This is a genomic window from Pseudoalteromonas sp. MBR-15 (assembly GCF_053628915.1).
In genome coordinates this window covers 263,471-280,497 of record NZ_JBRJHH010000006.1, presented here as the reverse complement: position 1 = coordinate 280,497, position 17,027 = coordinate 263,471, and the positions used below count along the sequence as shown (strand labels likewise).

12 protein-coding genes are annotated in these 17,027 nt (G+C 42.0%); 5 read left to right on the top strand and 7 right to left on the bottom strand.

Annotation, left to right across the window (positions count from 1 at the left end):
* Window positions 1–334 precede the first annotated feature (334 nt).
* On the bottom strand, window positions 335–1,192 hold the full coding sequence (locus tag ACSSVW_RS10745) for a tetratricopeptide repeat protein (RefSeq protein WP_075594062.1): 858 nt from the start codon (window positions 1,190–1,192) through the stop codon (window positions 335–337).
* 83 nt (window positions 1,193–1,275) lie between these two features.
* Here ACSSVW_RS10745 and ACSSVW_RS10740 point away from each other — a divergent pair, with 83 nt between their 5' ends.
* Window positions 1,276–2,586 carry a M20 metallopeptidase family protein gene (locus ACSSVW_RS10740; RefSeq protein WP_454179280.1) on the top strand — a complete coding sequence of 437 codons (1,311 nt, stop codon included), beginning with the start codon at window positions 1,276–1,278 and terminating at the stop codon, window positions 2,584–2,586.
* A gap of 11 nt (window positions 2,587–2,597) precedes the next feature.
* On the opposite strand, the gene ACSSVW_RS10735 is transcribed toward ACSSVW_RS10740, so the two are convergent.
* The 4 genes from ACSSVW_RS10735 to pomA form a co-directional block, all read right to left on the bottom strand.
* Window positions 2,598–4,508, bottom strand: a complete 1,911-nt coding sequence (locus ACSSVW_RS10735) for a DNA topoisomerase III (protein ID WP_454179279.1) — start codon at window positions 4,506–4,508, stop codon at window positions 2,598–2,600.
* 66 nt (window positions 4,509–4,574) lie between these two features.
* Window positions 4,575–5,051, bottom strand: coding sequence for a hypothetical protein (locus tag ACSSVW_RS10730; RefSeq protein ID WP_036966353.1), 477 nt, complete (start codon window positions 5,049–5,051; stop codon window positions 4,575–4,577).
* Between the two features lie 129 nt (window positions 5,052–5,180).
* Entirely contained in the window at window positions 5,181–6,104 is a 924-nt protein-coding gene (locus ACSSVW_RS10725; RefSeq protein WP_036966350.1) for a flagellar motor protein MotB, read from the bottom strand.
* A gap of 2 nt (window positions 6,105–6,106) precedes the next feature.
* Window positions 6,107–6,874 (bottom strand): flagellar motor protein PomA, encoded by a 768-nt coding sequence (pomA, locus tag ACSSVW_RS10720; protein ID WP_036966347.1) that lies wholly within the window; start codon window positions 6,872–6,874, stop codon window positions 6,107–6,109.
* A 271-nt stretch (window positions 6,875–7,145) separates the two neighbouring features.
* On the opposite strand from pomA, the gene ACSSVW_RS10715 reads away from it, so the two are divergent.
* The 4 genes from ACSSVW_RS10715 (at window position 7,146) to ACSSVW_RS10700 (ending at window position 12,646) form a co-directional block, all read left to right on the top strand.
* Complete coding sequence (locus tag ACSSVW_RS10715; protein WP_036966344.1) at window positions 7,146–7,388, top strand: exodeoxyribonuclease VII small subunit; 243 nt, start codon at window positions 7,146–7,148, stop codon at window positions 7,386–7,388.
* A gap of 4 nt (window positions 7,389–7,392) precedes the next feature.
* Window positions 7,393–8,280 carry a (2E,6E)-farnesyl diphosphate synthase gene (ispA, locus tag ACSSVW_RS10710; protein ID WP_454179278.1) on the top strand — a complete coding sequence of 296 codons (888 nt, stop codon included), beginning with the start codon at window positions 7,393–7,395 and terminating at the stop codon, window positions 8,278–8,280.
* 88 nt (window positions 8,281–8,368) lie between these two features.
* Complete coding sequence (dxs, locus tag ACSSVW_RS10705) at window positions 8,369–10,231, top strand: 1-deoxy-D-xylulose-5-phosphate synthase (protein WP_454179277.1); 1,863 nt, start codon at window positions 8,369–8,371, stop codon at window positions 10,229–10,231.
* A 234-nt stretch (window positions 10,232–10,465) separates the two neighbouring features.
* The gene (locus ACSSVW_RS10700) at window positions 10,466–12,646 is read left to right on the top strand and encodes a hypothetical protein (RefSeq protein ID WP_075594060.1); all 2,181 of its coding nucleotides are present in this window, start codon (window positions 10,466–10,468) and stop codon (window positions 12,644–12,646) included.
* 76 nt (window positions 12,647–12,722) lie between these two features.
* Here the strand turns inward: ACSSVW_RS10700 and ACSSVW_RS10695 are convergent, their stop codons facing one another.
* Together ACSSVW_RS10695 and ACSSVW_RS10690 are read right to left on the bottom strand one after the other, a co-directional pair.
* Entirely contained in the window at window positions 12,723–13,835 is a 1,113-nt protein-coding gene (locus ACSSVW_RS10695; RefSeq protein ID WP_036966338.1) for a hypothetical protein, read from the bottom strand.
* A 73-nt stretch (window positions 13,836–13,908) separates the two neighbouring features.
* Window positions 13,909–16,995, bottom strand: a complete 3,087-nt coding sequence (locus ACSSVW_RS10690; protein WP_065979734.1) for a ligand-binding sensor domain-containing diguanylate cyclase — start codon at window positions 16,993–16,995, stop codon at window positions 13,909–13,911.
* Window positions 16,996–17,027: the final 32 nt, after the last annotated feature.

The window sequence follows — 17,027 nt, the reverse complement described above, 5'->3', positions numbered from 1 at the left end:
ATTTTAAACTTTCTTTCGAAGACTTAAAACCGAAGTTTTACTTAACTCTCTGCTACGTTGTTCAGCGTCTTTCGTTGCTGCCCGCCGTGTCAGTGGATGCGCATTATAGGGAGATGGATTTTTTACGCAAGCACTTTTTTGCAGAAAACTACTAAAAACTTACCTTTCGCGCAAAAAACAAGCTAAAGGCAGTAAAAAACACAGTTTACTGTACAAAATACAGCCAACTTTTCTCGAGAGGATCTTAAGTATTATCGAAATTAGGTAATAAGCAAGTTTTAAAAATAAAAAAAGCGCCCTTATTTAAATGACGCTTTCTTTCATTTTCTAAATATTAATACAAGATACTGTAGAGTTTACGACGATACTTTGAAGCTAACGCATCACCATCTGGTAATGAAGCAATAATTTCTAGGTATGTTGGTTTTGCATCTGCAAAGTTTAGATCTTTCTTAAGTACATTAAACAATAACTCTAATGCTTCTTCTTTGCGCCCTGCTCCATTAAATGCATTACTTAATTCCAGCTTTATTTCTAAATCGTTCGGGTACTTTTCTACTTTTACTTGTAACGCTTTTATCTCTGGTGAGTCTGTTGCTGCCAATGCCTGCTCACATTTAGCTTTAATGTTTGTAAAATAAGCATCGCGCTCGCTTTCATCAACTGAATCTAATAAAGCTTGCGCATCATCTAATTTATGAATTTGAATACAAATATCCGCGAGCACTAATTTTACGCGCGTATGACTTGGGTCTAGCTCATACGCTTTCTTGGCATAATTAAAAGCATTGTTTAGATCTTGATTAATTAAGGCTTGTTTAGCTTGTTCAAGTAATAACTCATGTTGTGCAGGTAAATGCTTTGCAAGTGCATCACGAATTTGCTGCTCAGACTGTGCGCCTGGCAACATATCAACAGGAGCAGCATCTTTTAGCAATACTAATGTAGGCAAAGCTTGCAATCCAATTTGTTGTGCCAATTGCGACGCCAGCGCTTGCTCCACATCACAGTCTAGTGTTGCTACTAATAAATGCTCACCATATTCGCTGGCTATTTTCTCTAAAATTGCAGCTTGCTGATGACATTCTGGGTTTTGTGCAGAATAAAAACTAAGTAGCACTAGTTTTTCTGAAGATGTTTCACCCAATGCTTGCTGCAGATTCTGCGGTGTAAGATTTATCATATTGTTCATGTGATCGATTGCACTATATATTCATTTAGGTTTTTATATGGTGACGAACATAACAATTACAAGCCCACTCAGTCGAGGTCATTATGAAATTATCGCGCATATGTGCTGCATTAGTACTCCTTAGTCCACTTGCTCACGCCGCATCATTGGATTTAAATCTAACGCAATCAATGCCAAATATCGAAAAGCTTTATTTAGATTTACATCAAACACCCGAATTGTCTTATCACGAAAAGCAAACAGGTCAAAAACTAGCAAAAGAACTTAAAAAGCTTGGTTTTACTGTGACTGATAATGTGGGTGGTTACGGGGTTGTAGGCCTTTATAAAAATGGTGAAGGCCCAACTATCATGATCCGCACAGATACTGACGGATTACCTATTGTTGAACAAACGGGAAAGCCTTACGCTTCTAAAGTCACTGTGAAAAATGACAGCGGTGCGACTGTTGGTGTGATGCATGGTTGTGGCCATGATATCCATATGAGCTCTTTTATTGGGACCGCAGAGCAATTAATATCTCACAAAGATCAATGGCAAGGCACGCTAATGATGGTAGCACAGCCCGCTGAAGAAGTTGGTGGCGGTGCAAAAGCCATGCTAAAAGAAGGACTTTTCTCTCAATATCCGACCCCAGATCATGTCATTGCGCTGCATGTTAGTGCGAGCGTCCCTGCGGGGAAAGTGAGCATGAAAAATGAATATACCATGGCCAGTGTTGACTCTGTAGATATCACTGTAAAAGGCAAAGGGGGCCATGGTGCTTACCCACATACAACAATTGACCCCGTTGTTATCGCTTCGCGCATTGTTTTAGCATTACAAACAATAACCAGTCGCGAGCTTTCTCCATTAGAACCCTCGGTCATTACTGTTGGCTCTATTCATGGTGGTTCTAAACATAATGTCATTTCTGATGAAGTGAAACTGCAATTAACACTTCGCAGCTATAATCCCGAAGTACGTTTGCAGCAAATTGCGGCGATTAAACGAATTAGTAAAGGTATTGCACTGAGTGCTGGTTTGGATGAAAGCTTAATCCCAGAGGTATACGTTCATGAAGATGAGTCTATTCCATCAACTTATAATAACCCCGCACAAACAAATGTTGTACGTAATGCGATTTCCAGTGCACTTGGTGAAGAAAATGTACTTGATGCAGATGCAGTAATGGCAGGTGAAGATTTTGGTTTGTATGGCCGTACAGAGCACCATGTCCCTATCACGCTATTTTGGTTAGGGGGTGTCGAGCCTAACCAGTACAATGATGCAATAAAATCGGGTAACACTTTACCTTCACTGCACTCCAGTAAATTTGCGCCAGATTATAAAAAAGCCCTACCCACAGGAATAACTGCGATGAGCAACGCCGCTGTCGCATTATTCAATCAATAACCGTTTTAAGGCTAAGCTGGCTTAGCCTTAAATTTTGCTTTTCTTTTAAAACGCCGCTTAGGTGGCGTTTTTGGTAGCTGCGCAAATACCTGGCTATCGCAGTGTTTGGCTTGTTCAACAAGTTGCTGCAATTCATCAAGTAGCGGTGTTAAAAATTGCTGATAACTCATTTGCTGTTCAGCAATGTTACTCAAAGAAGCTTCCCACTTCGCTGTTAAATCAGGACTCGCTAACGCAAGAGGTAAGGCACTTATAAGCGCTTGCCCAGTTTCTGTAGCAATAATACTTTTACCTTGGCGTTTTAGAAAACGTCGTTTAAAGAGTAACTCAATAATGCCCGCTCGCGTGGCCTCTGTTCCAAGTCCATCAGTTTCTTTCAGTATTTTTTTGATTTCTGAATCTTTTACATAACGACTAATGCCCGTCATAGCACTTAATAGAGTGGCGTCTGTGAAATGCGCGGGCGGTGACGTCATTTTGTCAACGAGCTGAGCTTCGTAACAATGCAGTTGCTGGCCTCTCTCTAATGGGGGAAGTGTTTGTTCGTCCTTTAATTCTGTTTTACCCATTAATGCTTTAAAGCCCAGACTAACATCTTGCTTAGCTGTTGTTTTAAAAAGCCCGCCCGCAATCATCACACTCACTTTGGTTTCATTAAAAATATAATCTGGATAAAACTGAGCTAAATATTGGCGACAAATAAGTCTATAAACCTTTTGCTCATCGGCATTTAAGGCTGCAGTACGTAATTGTTTAACTGTTGGCACTATCGCATGATGCGCAGCGACCTTGCTATCATTAAAACATTTACTTCGCTTACTGCTATCAGCTTTATTGCATGCTTCATTAGGTTGTCCATTATTATGCGCAATTGCAGCAATAATGCCCGCAGCCTCACGGTGATGATCTTTTGGTAAGTAACGATTATCTGAACGAGGATAAGTAATTAATTTATGGCGCTCGTATAAATTTTGGCAGATATCGAGCACACTTTGTGCTGGCATCGAAAACGCTTTTGCTGCATCTATTTGTAAAGCGGATAAGTTATAGGGCAAAGGTGCTTGTTGTTTTTTTTGCTTTTGTTCAAGCTCTGATACCGTTGCTGGCTGGTCAGTTATTCGCGATACAACATTTTCTGCAAGCCCTCGGTGCAACACGCGACCTTCGTCATCTTGATACGGCTCACACGCTTTACTCGGTTGCCACTTAGCTGTAAATGTTTGCTGGTTTTGGGTTTTTAGATGGGCCAATACTTCATAAAAAGGCTTGGCTGTAAAATTAGCGATTTCAATATCACGGTTGACGACTAAACCTAAGATAGGCGTTTGCACACGGCCAACAGATAACACATTACCAAATCCAGCTTTTTGACCGGCTAATGTATAAGCACGAGTCAAATTCATGCCAAATAACCAATCAGCGCGTGAACGAGCCAAAGCAGAGACACTTAATGGAATAAACTCGCGATTAGACCGCAAATTATTGAGTGCTTTTTTTACTGCATTTAAGTTTAAATCGCTGATTAGTAAACGTTGTATTTGCTGCTTTTTTGCTTGGCTAAGTTTAACTTGATCGATCACTTGATCGACAAGTAATTGCCCTTCGCGGTCAGGATCACCTGCGTGTACAATCTGAGTAGCCTGTTTGATTAACTTTTTTAAAACGGTAAGTTGTTTGCGCGTTTTTGGTTTTGGCTTTAGTTGCCATTGCTCTGGCACGATAGGTAAATGTTCAAAACGCCATTTTTTAAAGCGTTCATCGTACTCATCAGGTTCCGCTTGCTCAAGTAAATGACCTATACACCATGAAACACAATCACCATTGGCAAGTTCAATAAAACCATCCTGCTTTTTTTGAGGTTTTGGCAGCGCATCTGCTATAGCGCGTGCTAAAGAAGGTTTTTCGGCAATGTAAAGTTTCATAAAGCAACACTAGATACTGTTTATATGAACAGTAGTCTAGCATAGGGTTTTTAACTTAGGAATAAGTTAAGCGTGCTTTGCTCGCCGTGTTAGTAAGTAAATCAGTGGTAAATAACACACAATAACAGTAGCAATATTAATGAGAGGCAGCAGCGTCTTATACATATATGTGCTGTACGATAAGTCCCAAAGATGGCGATCGACTAAACGAAAGAGTTGTAAAATAGGAGCCATAATAACAACAAGTTGACCCAACACACTCTGCCACAAATAAACTTTATCTTTGATCCCTAAATACGCAATTACAGCCATCCAAGCAATATCATTGAAAGCCCACACTACATAGCGCCAGACATAAATATCATCAAAACCACGTAAATGGTCATGAATCAACGTGCCGTATAAAAAGAAGCAGGCTGTGATTAGTGCAAACCGAAAGGCAAACCAGTCTTTTTGTAGATAGAAAACGAAAATAGCTGGGCTCAACATGAATACCCAGCTATTATTTAATATTGATATGATGGAGCCAAACCAATCAGGCAAAATTACCTACCTTAATCAGTTTTATCATCATCATCACCACTACCATTACCTGGCATGTAGCAGTACTTATCTATTTTTTTCATTTGTATACTCCATTACATCTGTTAACGAAGTTTTACTGTAATAGATTTATGGTCTCACATCAATAGGGTCTGACTCGTGCGCTTTACCCTGCATTATAGAGATCTCGACACGTCGATTACGTCGGCGATCTTCATCGGTCACATTGGGAACAAGCGGCCGTGTTTCAGCATGCCCGACAACCACCATGCGCGACTTATCGAAACCTGAGGCTTTTTCCATTTCACTGGCAACCGCCACCGCTCTTTTCGAAGATAAATCCCAGTTATTGGTGTATAGCTCATTAGAAACCTGAAAATCATCGGTATGGCCAGACACCGTAATTTCACCAGGTACGTCTTTAAGTAAGGTCGCTATATCACGAATGATAGGTTTAAATTTAGGCTGTAAAAATGCGCTGCCCGATGGGAATGAGCCATTTTCACGAATACGGATAATAATTTGCTGACCAAGCGACTCAAGCTCAATCGCCCCATCCATAATCTGTTGCTCTAATTGCTGAGCAATTTTTTTCACAAGCTCATTAGTTTGCTCTTGATCAGCCGCTGAAATTGACTGCTCCATCGCTTGCTCTTGCGCTGTACTTTGCGATTCACCACCGCGCTTGTTACCTCGTTGCTCTTGGCGACCACCAGCAGAGCTTTCATCACCCGCTTGAAACTCTAACATTTGCTGAGTCATTTCAACGGTTTGTTGTTGAATCGTTTCAATCGGCGTGGGCTCAGGTTTACCTGGCGTGAACTCCATTGCAATCACCGAGGTTCCTTTGGGAATATCTTTTACTTCAATCTTATTTTGCACACCAAAAGCAAACTTCATCGAGCCTGCTATTTGCTTAAACTTAAGTACATCCATTTCTGAGAAAGCAAGTAAGAGTACAAAGAAGCACATTAATAACGACATTAAGTCAGCAAACGTGCCCATCCAAGCTGGCAGGCCAGGGGGCGGACATTTGCACTCTTGATCAGACATGCCTACTCCTCAGTATCTACTTTACGTTTAGATTCGGCTAAATAGTTTTTCAAAATCCCTTCAATTACTTTCGGGTTTTGACCATCTTGTATGCCTAAAACCGCATCCAAAATGAGGCGCTGGTTTAGTGCTTCTTCGTCTTTACGAAGCTCAAGCTTTACCTGAATAGGAATAGCAATAACATTCGCTAAAAATGCACCGTATAAGGTGGTAAGTAAGGCCACCGCCATAGCAGGACCAATCGCTTTAGGGTCATCCATGTTTGATAACATCGCAACCAACCCTATCAGCGTACCAATCATACCCATTGCCGGGGCGATATCAGCAAGCGATTTAAATAAAGTGGCACCATGTTCATGACGTGCAGATGTCAAAGAAATATCTTTTTGTAGCGTAGCCCTCACAACATCGGCATCATGACCATCAACCAGCATATCAACCCCTTTTCGCATGAACGCATTGGGGATATCAGCCTCTTCCAGCGCGAGAAAGCCACCTTTACGTGCAGAGTCAGCTAGTTCAACTGCTTTTTCAATTAACTCTTCTGGAGATTCAATTTTGAACATGAAGGCTTTAGCTGCAACCTTCCCTATCCCCAAAAACTGTCCCATGGTGAAGTTTGATAACACAATAAAAATCGAGCCACCGAATACAATGACCACCGAAGGTGTGTTGTAAAACATTGCAACTTGGCCGTCACTACTTAACACCATCGACATAGCAATTAAGCCTATGGCACCAAGAATACCTATTATGGTTGCTAAATCCACATACCCCTCCAGAGGAAAATAACACGACACCCTCAGGCATCAAATTTTTATTATTAACTGCTTATCGGCAAGCAATTGAATTACTTAAATCATTAAATGAATTAATTTTATTTTAATGTAAGATTTTTAAGCTACAAGTTTAAGCTGTATCTAAAAGCGTAAAAATAGCATATCGAAATCGCTTTATGCGTAAAAAAACACATCATTCTTTGACCTAGTTTAGCATTCCCCCTAAAATTGGCCTCACTTTCTAATAGCTATCGAGGCCACAATGGCGGCAAAGAAACCAGAAAACTTAAGCTTTGAAGAAGCGCTGGATGAATTATCTCAAATAGTTGTGCAAATGGAGCAAGGTGAACTGTCTTTAGAACAGTCACTTAAACAGTTTGAACGTGGTATTGCACTGGCAAATGCCTCATCGGGTAAATTACAGCAAGCAGAACAAAAAGTGGCCATTTTAATGGGCAACGATAGCCAAGCTCCTCTGAGCAACTTTGATTCAAACCTGGACTAATTCAGTGCAATTAAAAGAACAACTACAACGTGCTCAACACGATGTTGAAGCCATGTTAAATCGCTATTTTGACCAGCCACTTAATACCGAACAAACAATTAAAGACGCAACCCATTATGGTGTTTTAAATGGGGGGAAGCGTTTACGCCCGTACCTTGTTTACGCAACCGGTCGTATGATGGGAGCAAACAAAGCCGATTTAGATGTACTTGCAGCAGCCATTGAGTGTATCCATAGTTACTCACTTGTACACGATGATTTGCCGGCAATGGACGATGATGATTTACGCCGAGGCCGACCAACTTGCCACATTGTTTATGGCGAAGCACAGGCAATTTTAGCCGGCGATGCACTGCAAACGCTTGCATTTGATTTAATTGCTAATCATCAATTTACGGTGCCAGCGACACAACAGGTTAAAATGATAGCCTCATTAAGCAAAGCCTCAGGTATTGAAGGTATGGTTGGGGGACAAGCACTGGATATTGTCTCTACCGATCAAGTGATCAGTGTTGAGCAATTGGAACGTATCCACCAACTGAAAACTGGGGCGCTTTTAAATTGTGCAATTACACTGGGAGCTTTGTGCGCGACTCACTGTGATCAGCATACATTGCAGCAACTAAATCTATTTGGTCAAGCGATAGGTCTGGCTTTTCAGGTACAAGACGATATCCTAGACGTTGAAGCTGATACTGAAACATTAGGAAAGCCTCAAGGGTCAGATATTGCGGCTAATAAAGCAACCTACCCTGCTTTATTAGGCATGGCAGGTGCTAAACAAAAAGCGCAAGATTTACTTGCCCAAGCTCATCAGGCTCTTGAGGCAATAGATTACGACACAAATGAGTTGGCAAGCCTTGCCAGCTATATAGTTGAACGTAACTATTAGTGCCTACAAAAGAAAGACAAAATAACTAAAAAATCAGAGCCGCTATGGGCTATAATGCACTCTGGTTAGCGAAGGATGTATAAAAAACATGACACTTGATAGTAGCAAGTATCCATTATTAAGTTTGGTTGACGAACCAGCACAACTGCGTGATTTAGCGCAAGACAAATTACCTGCGTTTAGTAAAGAGTTACGTGAATACCTTTTGAACTCAGTTTCGCAAAGTAGTGGTCATTTAGCATCAGGATTAGGCACTGTTGAGTTAACTGTTGCGCTGCATTATGTCTATAACACCCCTGAAGATCGTTTAGTATGGGATGTGGGTCACCAAGCATACCCACACAAAATCTTAACGGGTCGTCGTGACCAAATGCATACGATTCGTCAAAAGGATGGCTTACACCCTTTCCCATTCCGTGAAGAAAGTAAATACGATACATTCAGTGTAGGTCACTCTAGCACCTCTATTTCTGCAGCCCTAGGCATGGCAATTGCGGCAGAAAAAGAAGGTAAAGATCGAAAAACAGTTGCCGTAATTGGTGATGGTGCCATTACTGCGGGTATGGCATTTGAAGCGATGAACCACATGGGTGATGTAAACCCAAATGTGCTGATTATCTTAAATGATAACGAAATGTCGATTTCAGAAAACGTGGGCGCATTAAACAACCACTTCGCTCGCATTTTATCAGGTAGTTTCTATACCAATATCCGAGAAGGCAGTAAAAAGCTACTTTCGGGTTTACCGCCCGTAAAAGAACTTGCCAGCCGAATGGAAGAGCACTTGAAAGGCATGGTCATTCCAGGCACTTTCTTTGAAGAGTTAGGTTTAAACTATATCGGCCCAATAGATGGCCACGACGTGAATATGTTGGTCGATACCCTGCGTAATATGCGTAACCTTAAAGGGCCGCAATTACTGCATATAAAAACGCAAAAAGGCAAAGGTTATAAACCTGCTGAAGCGGATCCTATTGGCTACCATGGGGTACCGAAATTTGACCCTAGCATGTCAAAATTGCCTAAATCAAAACCGGGCGCAGCCACATTCTCGAATGTGTTTGGTGATTGGCTTTGTGACATGGCAAAACAAGACGACAAACTCATGGCAATTACCCCTGCAATGCGAGAAGGCTCGGGCATGGTACGCTTTTCAAAAGAGTTTCCTAAACAGTACTTCGATGTTGCCATTGCAGAACAACACGCCGTGACACTCGCTGCAGGTTTTGCGTGCGAAGGCTTAAAGCCTGTCGTTGCTATTTACTCTAGTTTCTTACAACGTGCCTATGACCAACTAATTCATGATGTTGCACTGCAAAACCTCCCTGTTTTATTTGCCATTGACCGTGCAGGTATTGTTGGCGCCGACGGTGAAACACACCAAGGTGCTTACGATTTAAGCTTTATGCGCTGTATACCAAACATGATCATCATGGCACCGAGTGACACCAATGAATGCCGCCAAATGCTTTATACTGGCTATCAATGTAATCAACCGGTTGCGGTACGTTATCCGCGCGGTAGCGCTGGCCATTGTGAAGTGCAAGCACAGATGCATGCAATTGAACTTGGTAAAGCCCATACAATAAAACAAGGAAACAAGGTGGCCATATTATCATTTGGAACCTTGTTAGATAATGCACAGCTTGCCGCAGAAGCATTAAATGCAACCCTGCTTGATATGCGCTTTATTAAGCCACTCGATACACAGGCAATTAGCGACTTACTAAGCGAGCACGATGTGATTGTCACTCTCGAGGACAACGCGATTGCTGGCGGTGCAGGTTCTGCAGTTAATGAATACCTTGCTACCATTAAAGCCAATGCATCTATCTTGAATTTGGGTATCCCTGATGAGTTTATAAAGCACGGTACGCAGGAAGAAATGCATGCCGAAATGGGCCTAGATGCAAACGGTATTTTAGCCAGCATTAAAGCCTTTATTGCTTAACTTACACAATCAGTTCAAATAAAAAGGAGCATAATGCTCCTTTTTTTAATTTTAAAATCAATAATATAAAAACAAACACTAAAAAAGTTATTTTTTCCTGCATCCAATCACCCTCCTTCCCCGTTTACTCAATGAGGTTAACTCGTGAGCAAGGGTTATGCTTTTGAAAGCGGTTCTGAGCACTACACGTTGTCTGTTCACTTTTTGATGGATTATTAAATAAGGTATGAACAAATGAAAGCGTTTAAAAATGATGAAATAGCACTACATACTCACACAGATTCAACACTAACAAAATTTACTCTTTGTGCATTAACACTAGCCGTGTTACTCGGCGTAAGTGGATGTAGTGGTGACGACGGTAAAGACGGTGCGATGGGTGCTCAGGGTGTTGCAGGTCAAGATGGTGCTGACGGAGCCAATGGCGTTGACGGTCAAGATGGTACAAATGGCACTGATGGTTCAGACGGTATGGATGGTAACGATGGTGCACCCGGTTTTGCAGCTGCCACCTTTATTCTCGCTAATAATGGCCAAGAAAATGCGGGGACAGTCAATGTTATCAATCAAAATGCCGCTAAGCTTTCAAGTTTTAACACTGGGGCAAATGAAGGTGTCGTATTCGACAGTTTAGGTAACCTTGTACAAGCAGCCGATTCGGGCAATGGGGCAATCAGCACAGTGTGTCAGATTCTCAGCCGAGGTGATGGCGGGATGTATAACAGTGACGTTGATAGAATGATATCAGGTACAAACAGCACCTTAGTCAACCCCAAAGGCATCACTATTTCAAACAAGCACGGGCTAATTTTTGCTGCTGACTTTAATGGTATGCAAGTAACGGTGTTCGGTAAAGAAGCCGCAGGAGATGTTGCACCACTGGCCAGCACAGTGACAGACGCAAAACCGTGGGATTTAACCTACGATGAAATTAACGACCGATTATACGTTGCACTCACTAATGGTGATGTGGCCGTATATGATAACTATGTGATGGGCGGCTTTGCAGCTACACCCGCGCGGACAATTACCCCTAGCGATGAAACCGGCGCCAAAATATCAGTGAACCTTCATGGCATCTCACTTGAATCACATACTAATAAATTAGTGCTCTCTGATGTAGGAAGTGCATCTGATGCAACCGACGGTGCGCTCTTTGTTATTTCAAATGCATCACAGGCTGATGGCATGGTCACAGTTGACCGCCATATCGCAGGCCCAATGTCTATGCTTGGCAATCCGGTTGATATTAGTCTGACAGGCAGTGATTTACGTGTTGCCGAAAAATCAAATGATGCCGTACTCGTGTTTAGCAATATTTTCGCTGGTGACAGCGGTGATATTGCTCCTGACTTAGTGACAGCAACCACAAAGCCTGAATCAATCACACCTACAGTCATGCACAATGGTATGCAAGATAGCTCTGACAGTGTCATGATTAACATGCCATTATTGGGCGTTGCTGTCAGTAGCAACCCAGCTGTACTAGGCGCTACAACCGGTCAAATTAGCCGCATTAATGCCCCCTTGACTGCAGAGCTTGCCAGCTATAATGCAAGTCAAACCATTGAAAGTGTCGCCTTCGACAAATCAGGGACAAGCTATGCCACGTACGATAATGCAACGACATCAATAGGCGGTCTCGTTGTCTCGAACAAAGTAGCAACCCATCGTGATGGCGACACATTTACAACCAGCCAAGACAGGCTAATCACTGGAGCAAATACAGGTATCATTTCACCTAAAGGTATCGATGTGGCCTCTGATAATGGCATGGTATTTGTGGCTGAATTTAATGCCACAACCCCTGGTATTTTAATCTTTTCGAGCTGTGCAACGGGCAATGTTAGCCCACTCATGACTTTAACAGCCAACGGCGGTGCTCGCCCATGGGATGTTGATTATGACCCTGCAACAGACAAAGCATTTGTTGCCCTGACTAATGGCACAGTTGCAGTATTTGACGAAGTGAAAAGCAAATTAATGGCAGGCATGACAACCATCACTGGAGAAGACCGTTTGATCACACCAGCATCCGGCGGTACGGCGTTTGCAGCGCCAACTAACCTTCATGGTATTGATTATGATCCTCTAAGTGATTCATTGATAGTGTCAGATGTAGGCAGTGCAGCCGATGCTACCGACGGTAAAATTTACGTGTTAAATAACGCATCAAAAGCAAGCGGCTTAACCAATGTAAGCGTCAACATTGCAGGGCCAGCTAGTCAGCTTGGTAACCCCGTTGATATTATGTATACAGGCAACCATTTATATGTCGCTGAAAAGTCGAATGGTTTGGTAATGCGCTTCGATAATATTTTAAATAGCCCAAGTGGTGATATTGCCGCGACTGTGAGTTACTCATTCACGGCACCAGAGTCAGTGGCTATTTTACCGGCTTGGCTTAACCATTAAAACTAAAAAGGGGGCTTAGGTAACAAGCGCCCTGGTTAGCCTCACAATGCCTTCTCTAGTAATAGACAAGGCATTTTTAATTACACATTGACCTAGGAACACGGAATACTATAGTGTCACCAGTTCCATATTGCTGAAAAAAGATTGTGCATGTTCTACCGCTTCCAGCACCGTTAATTACAGTATTTGTAGCCCCATCTGAACCATTAAAACCTAAAACATCTCCATTTGAATTAGTGAACATGCCTGTTTCATTCAATTCTGCTAACTTATCTAGAGTACATTCATTGTCAATTACTGAAGGTCCTGCATCATGCCCTTTTAGAGCTGAAAGAGTCATGCCTGCAACTCTCGATGCTTCATCAATAATAGTGTAACGGGCACGTGGCGCGCCATTAGAATCATGAAGGTAGATTTCATAATCAAAAACTAAACCATCTTTGAACGAACTTTCTTTTTCGCTTTGTTCAAACTCCCAAATTAGGGTAGGCTTTTTCGTTTCATCAGTGTATTGTACGGTGAAATTTACACCCATTAGGTTAACTCCAACACTAGTGGAGCTGACTCGCCCTGAATTGTTAATACGATCTAAGACGTCTGCGCTTGGAGAACTTTCTAAGTTAAACATTAGAGATAAATTCATCAACTCTTTGAGCTGATTTATTTTATTCGGCTCGACTATGATGGATAAAGCTGAATTATCTGGGCAAGATGCCGATGAAGATGTACGCGTAGCCTTTGCATTAAAAGTCATTAAATACTGAGAGTTAATTGCTTTATAATTTTGAATATTGCTTACTGCATAATTAAGCGCAGCATTGTAATCAACAACAGCTTGGTAGCCTTCAATTTGATTCTGGCTCAGTGTCATGTCTAATGCTAGGGTAGGAAAAATTGGAGCAACGTTACTGTGCCCTAATAAAAAACTATAAACAGCTTTCGTGTCAGGGTTAACTAAAACCACATTTTTCTGAACAGAGCTACAAATCATATTAGCATCGTTCATTGGGCGGTTAGGGTCTTCTGGGTAACACTTCTTAGGGTTTACGTACTCATTTTTTGCTATTGTTCTAGCAATGTCTTTACTTGTACATTGCTTGCAAAAAAAAGCCTCAGATTGAATATCTGCTACACCACTAAACGAATAAAGACACAAAAGAGAAATTAAAATTACTTTCATTGTTTTCATATTTCATTCCTTTTAAATACAACTCCAACAAAATGTTATCACCACTATATATTAGTAAATCAAAAAATCATATCTAGCGCATCCAAATCTTGATGTCTGCTAGGCCATTCTCTTGTAAAACACTGAGTTGCTGATCAACATTATTGGTTTGTTCAAACTCAAATGCATCTAGCTGCTCATCAAAGGTAATATTAGCCACACCATCACCCCCGCGCTTTTTAACTTGATGCAGTGCAATATCAGCTAAATTGACAGACGTTTCCCAGCCAATTACTTGGCCGCCTAATAAAGGCAATGGATAAAACGACCAACCGATTGATGCGGTGATTGTTGTCGACTCACCATTTGGTAACCTAAATGAGTTACTCGCCACTGCTTCACATAATTCTGCAACATAATCATCTATCGCGGTGCGTTTAAAATCGCGCAGTAAGAGTAAAAACTCATCGCCGCTCCATCGAGCCACGTAGTCGGAACCTTGAGTACGGCTATTAAGCAACGTAGCCATTTGTTGTAAACAGCTGTCGCCTGCAAGCGGACCATACGCGTCATTAATACGGCTAAAATTATCAAAATTAATAATTAACAGTACCAACGATTTACCTTGTGCCTGCAATGACTGTGAATTTCGCTGAAAGTGTTCAATGTCTTTCGGTAATTGATCAAATAAGAAGCGACGACTACGAAGCCCCGTTAGCTCATCAGAGTGGCTGACTAACTTAAGCTGCGAGTTCACTTGGTTAAGTTTATCGTTAGCCTCACGAAGCTCTACGGTACGCTCAGTAACCAAACTTTCCAGCGCCAATTGCTTACGCTTCTCTTGCGCTCTAAACACCCAGAATACAAGATAAAACAATAGAATAAAGCTGCTGGTGATCAGCAACCTAAAGTAAATAGTTTCATCAAAGCGGCGCGGTACAATAAATGAATACTCTGTTCGGCGTGCTTTTTTCCAATCTTCACCCCGGCGTTTTGCTTCAAGCTGAAATAAGAAAGAACCAGGGGGTAAGTTAGTATAAATAGCTTCACGTCGCGTATTCGCGTATCGCCAATCATTGTCTAATCCGCTTAATCGATAACGAAATTCAATACTTGAAGGCGCATAATAATCAATCGCTGTGTACTTAATCGTTATGTCACGCTCATCTATTTGCAGCTCAGGTTTGTTACCTAATGTTGCGGTGCTCAAATGGCGCAATGGAGTAACAATATTTTCAATGCGTGGCTTTAATGCTTTCACTCCAAAAAGCTCTACACTTTTCGGAATCTCAACAACACCTTGCAAGCTTGGGTACCAAATTGAATTTCCTGTATCTGCAACCGCATCATGGCCAAGCCCCGCACAACATTGACTCGCTTTACCATCGAGTTGACGATCAAACGATGAGATAACCTGCTCCACTTTCAAGCTTTCAATATCAGTACCAAACTGTTCAACCGGCATACGGTATACGCCTTTCATGGTACTAACCCAAATACGCTTCAACTGCTTGTCATACACTAGACTAAAAATAGAGCCATAAGGTAAACCATCGGTGGCATCAAGCTGCCGCCACTGCCCTTTTGTACTGCGATAAAATAAGCCGTCATTTAATGAGCCTATTAAAATGCCAACCCCTTCAATGTTTAAAATACTGGTGACGTAGGCACTTTCTAAGCTTGTTTGGTCGCCTATTTTTTCAATACCGCGGTCGGTAAAGTAGTAAGCTCCTTTACTGGTTCCGATAAGACCAAAGTTCTGTTCATCAAGTACATAAGTAATAAATTTACTACCAAGGAACGCGTTATAGGCAAATGGAGTAAGCCCCCCGTAACTTAAACGATACATACCGCGCCCAGTCCCTAACCAAAATCCTCCTTTATTGGAGCGACTAATAGCAAACACTGGGTTGTCTCGTAATGCACGGCCGGGCACCGTATATAAACTTTGGTTCTCGTAATAAAAAACGCCACGACCTGTTGCGATATAAAGGCGATCACCATCAAACTGCAAATCGTGCACGGCGGCACGACCAAATTGATTACTAGGGATTTTGTTAACAAAGTTTTTATTGTAATCGAAATAGCCAACACCACTTCGGTTAGCAACCCACAGCTTGCCGTCGGGGGCTTGGCTTATCGCCATTACCGCCTCGGTCATGTTAGAAATTGCTGAGTGGCGCTCAATACGCCCTTCATGTGCAAGCCATAAACCTTCACTAAAGCTTGCTAACCAAATATTATTTTGGTTATCGCGGAAGATATCTGCAAACCAAATACTTTGATCAAGTTGGCTCGGCTCTACCCATTGCCAGTCACCCGAGTTATCACGGAACAAGAGTCGCCCATAGGTTGAGATCCACAATGCCCCATCGGAGTCACTCATGAATTTATACACCGCCGAGTTACTCGCATTAGGCAAAGGAAATGGGCGTAGTTCATCGTCTAAATCAAGAAAGTAAGCACCCAGCTCAGAAGCAAGATACAAGTTACCTTCAAGCCAAGCCATATCATGGATAATCGTTTGTGCTAAACGCTCGGGAAGTGAGACTTTTGCGGTTAACTCTAAGCGCAGTTTCGCAAAATCAGATGAGGTATTGGTTAAGCGCAGTAAGTGACGTTCATTTACCAGCCAAATTCCTTCAGGAGAGAGCGCCATTTGACTGACAGAACCCACAATTTGCGTGATTGCGGTCGCGTTAGACACCGGAACACTTAACGCTGAGTTCTGTTGCAGTGCTACCTGGTTACGAGCAACATAATAAAGACCATTCGCAGCAATCCAAATACTGCCCTTTGAGTCTTCTAAAATGTCCCGCACGGGGCCTTTCACATTGAAAGTTTGCGACATCATGGTTTCGGGGTCGAGTGTGACTAACCCATTTTTGGTGCCAACCCACAGCAAACCATCACTATCAACTAATAGCTTGTTGATACCATTGCTTGGTAAAAAATCGCTATTTTGTGTATTAAAGTTAGTAAATGTATTACCGTCAAAACGACTAAGACCAAACTGGGTGCCTAGCCACATATAACCCTGTTCGTCTTGCGCAATGCTTTTTAATGATTGTGATGGCAAGCCATTTTGGATATTCCATTGTTTGACAACGTACTCAGTGATAGATGCAAACACCGACGTGCTACAAAACATCAACAAACAAACCACTAGAAATCGCATCATACCTTTGCCACCAAGAAAACCTTAATTCATTG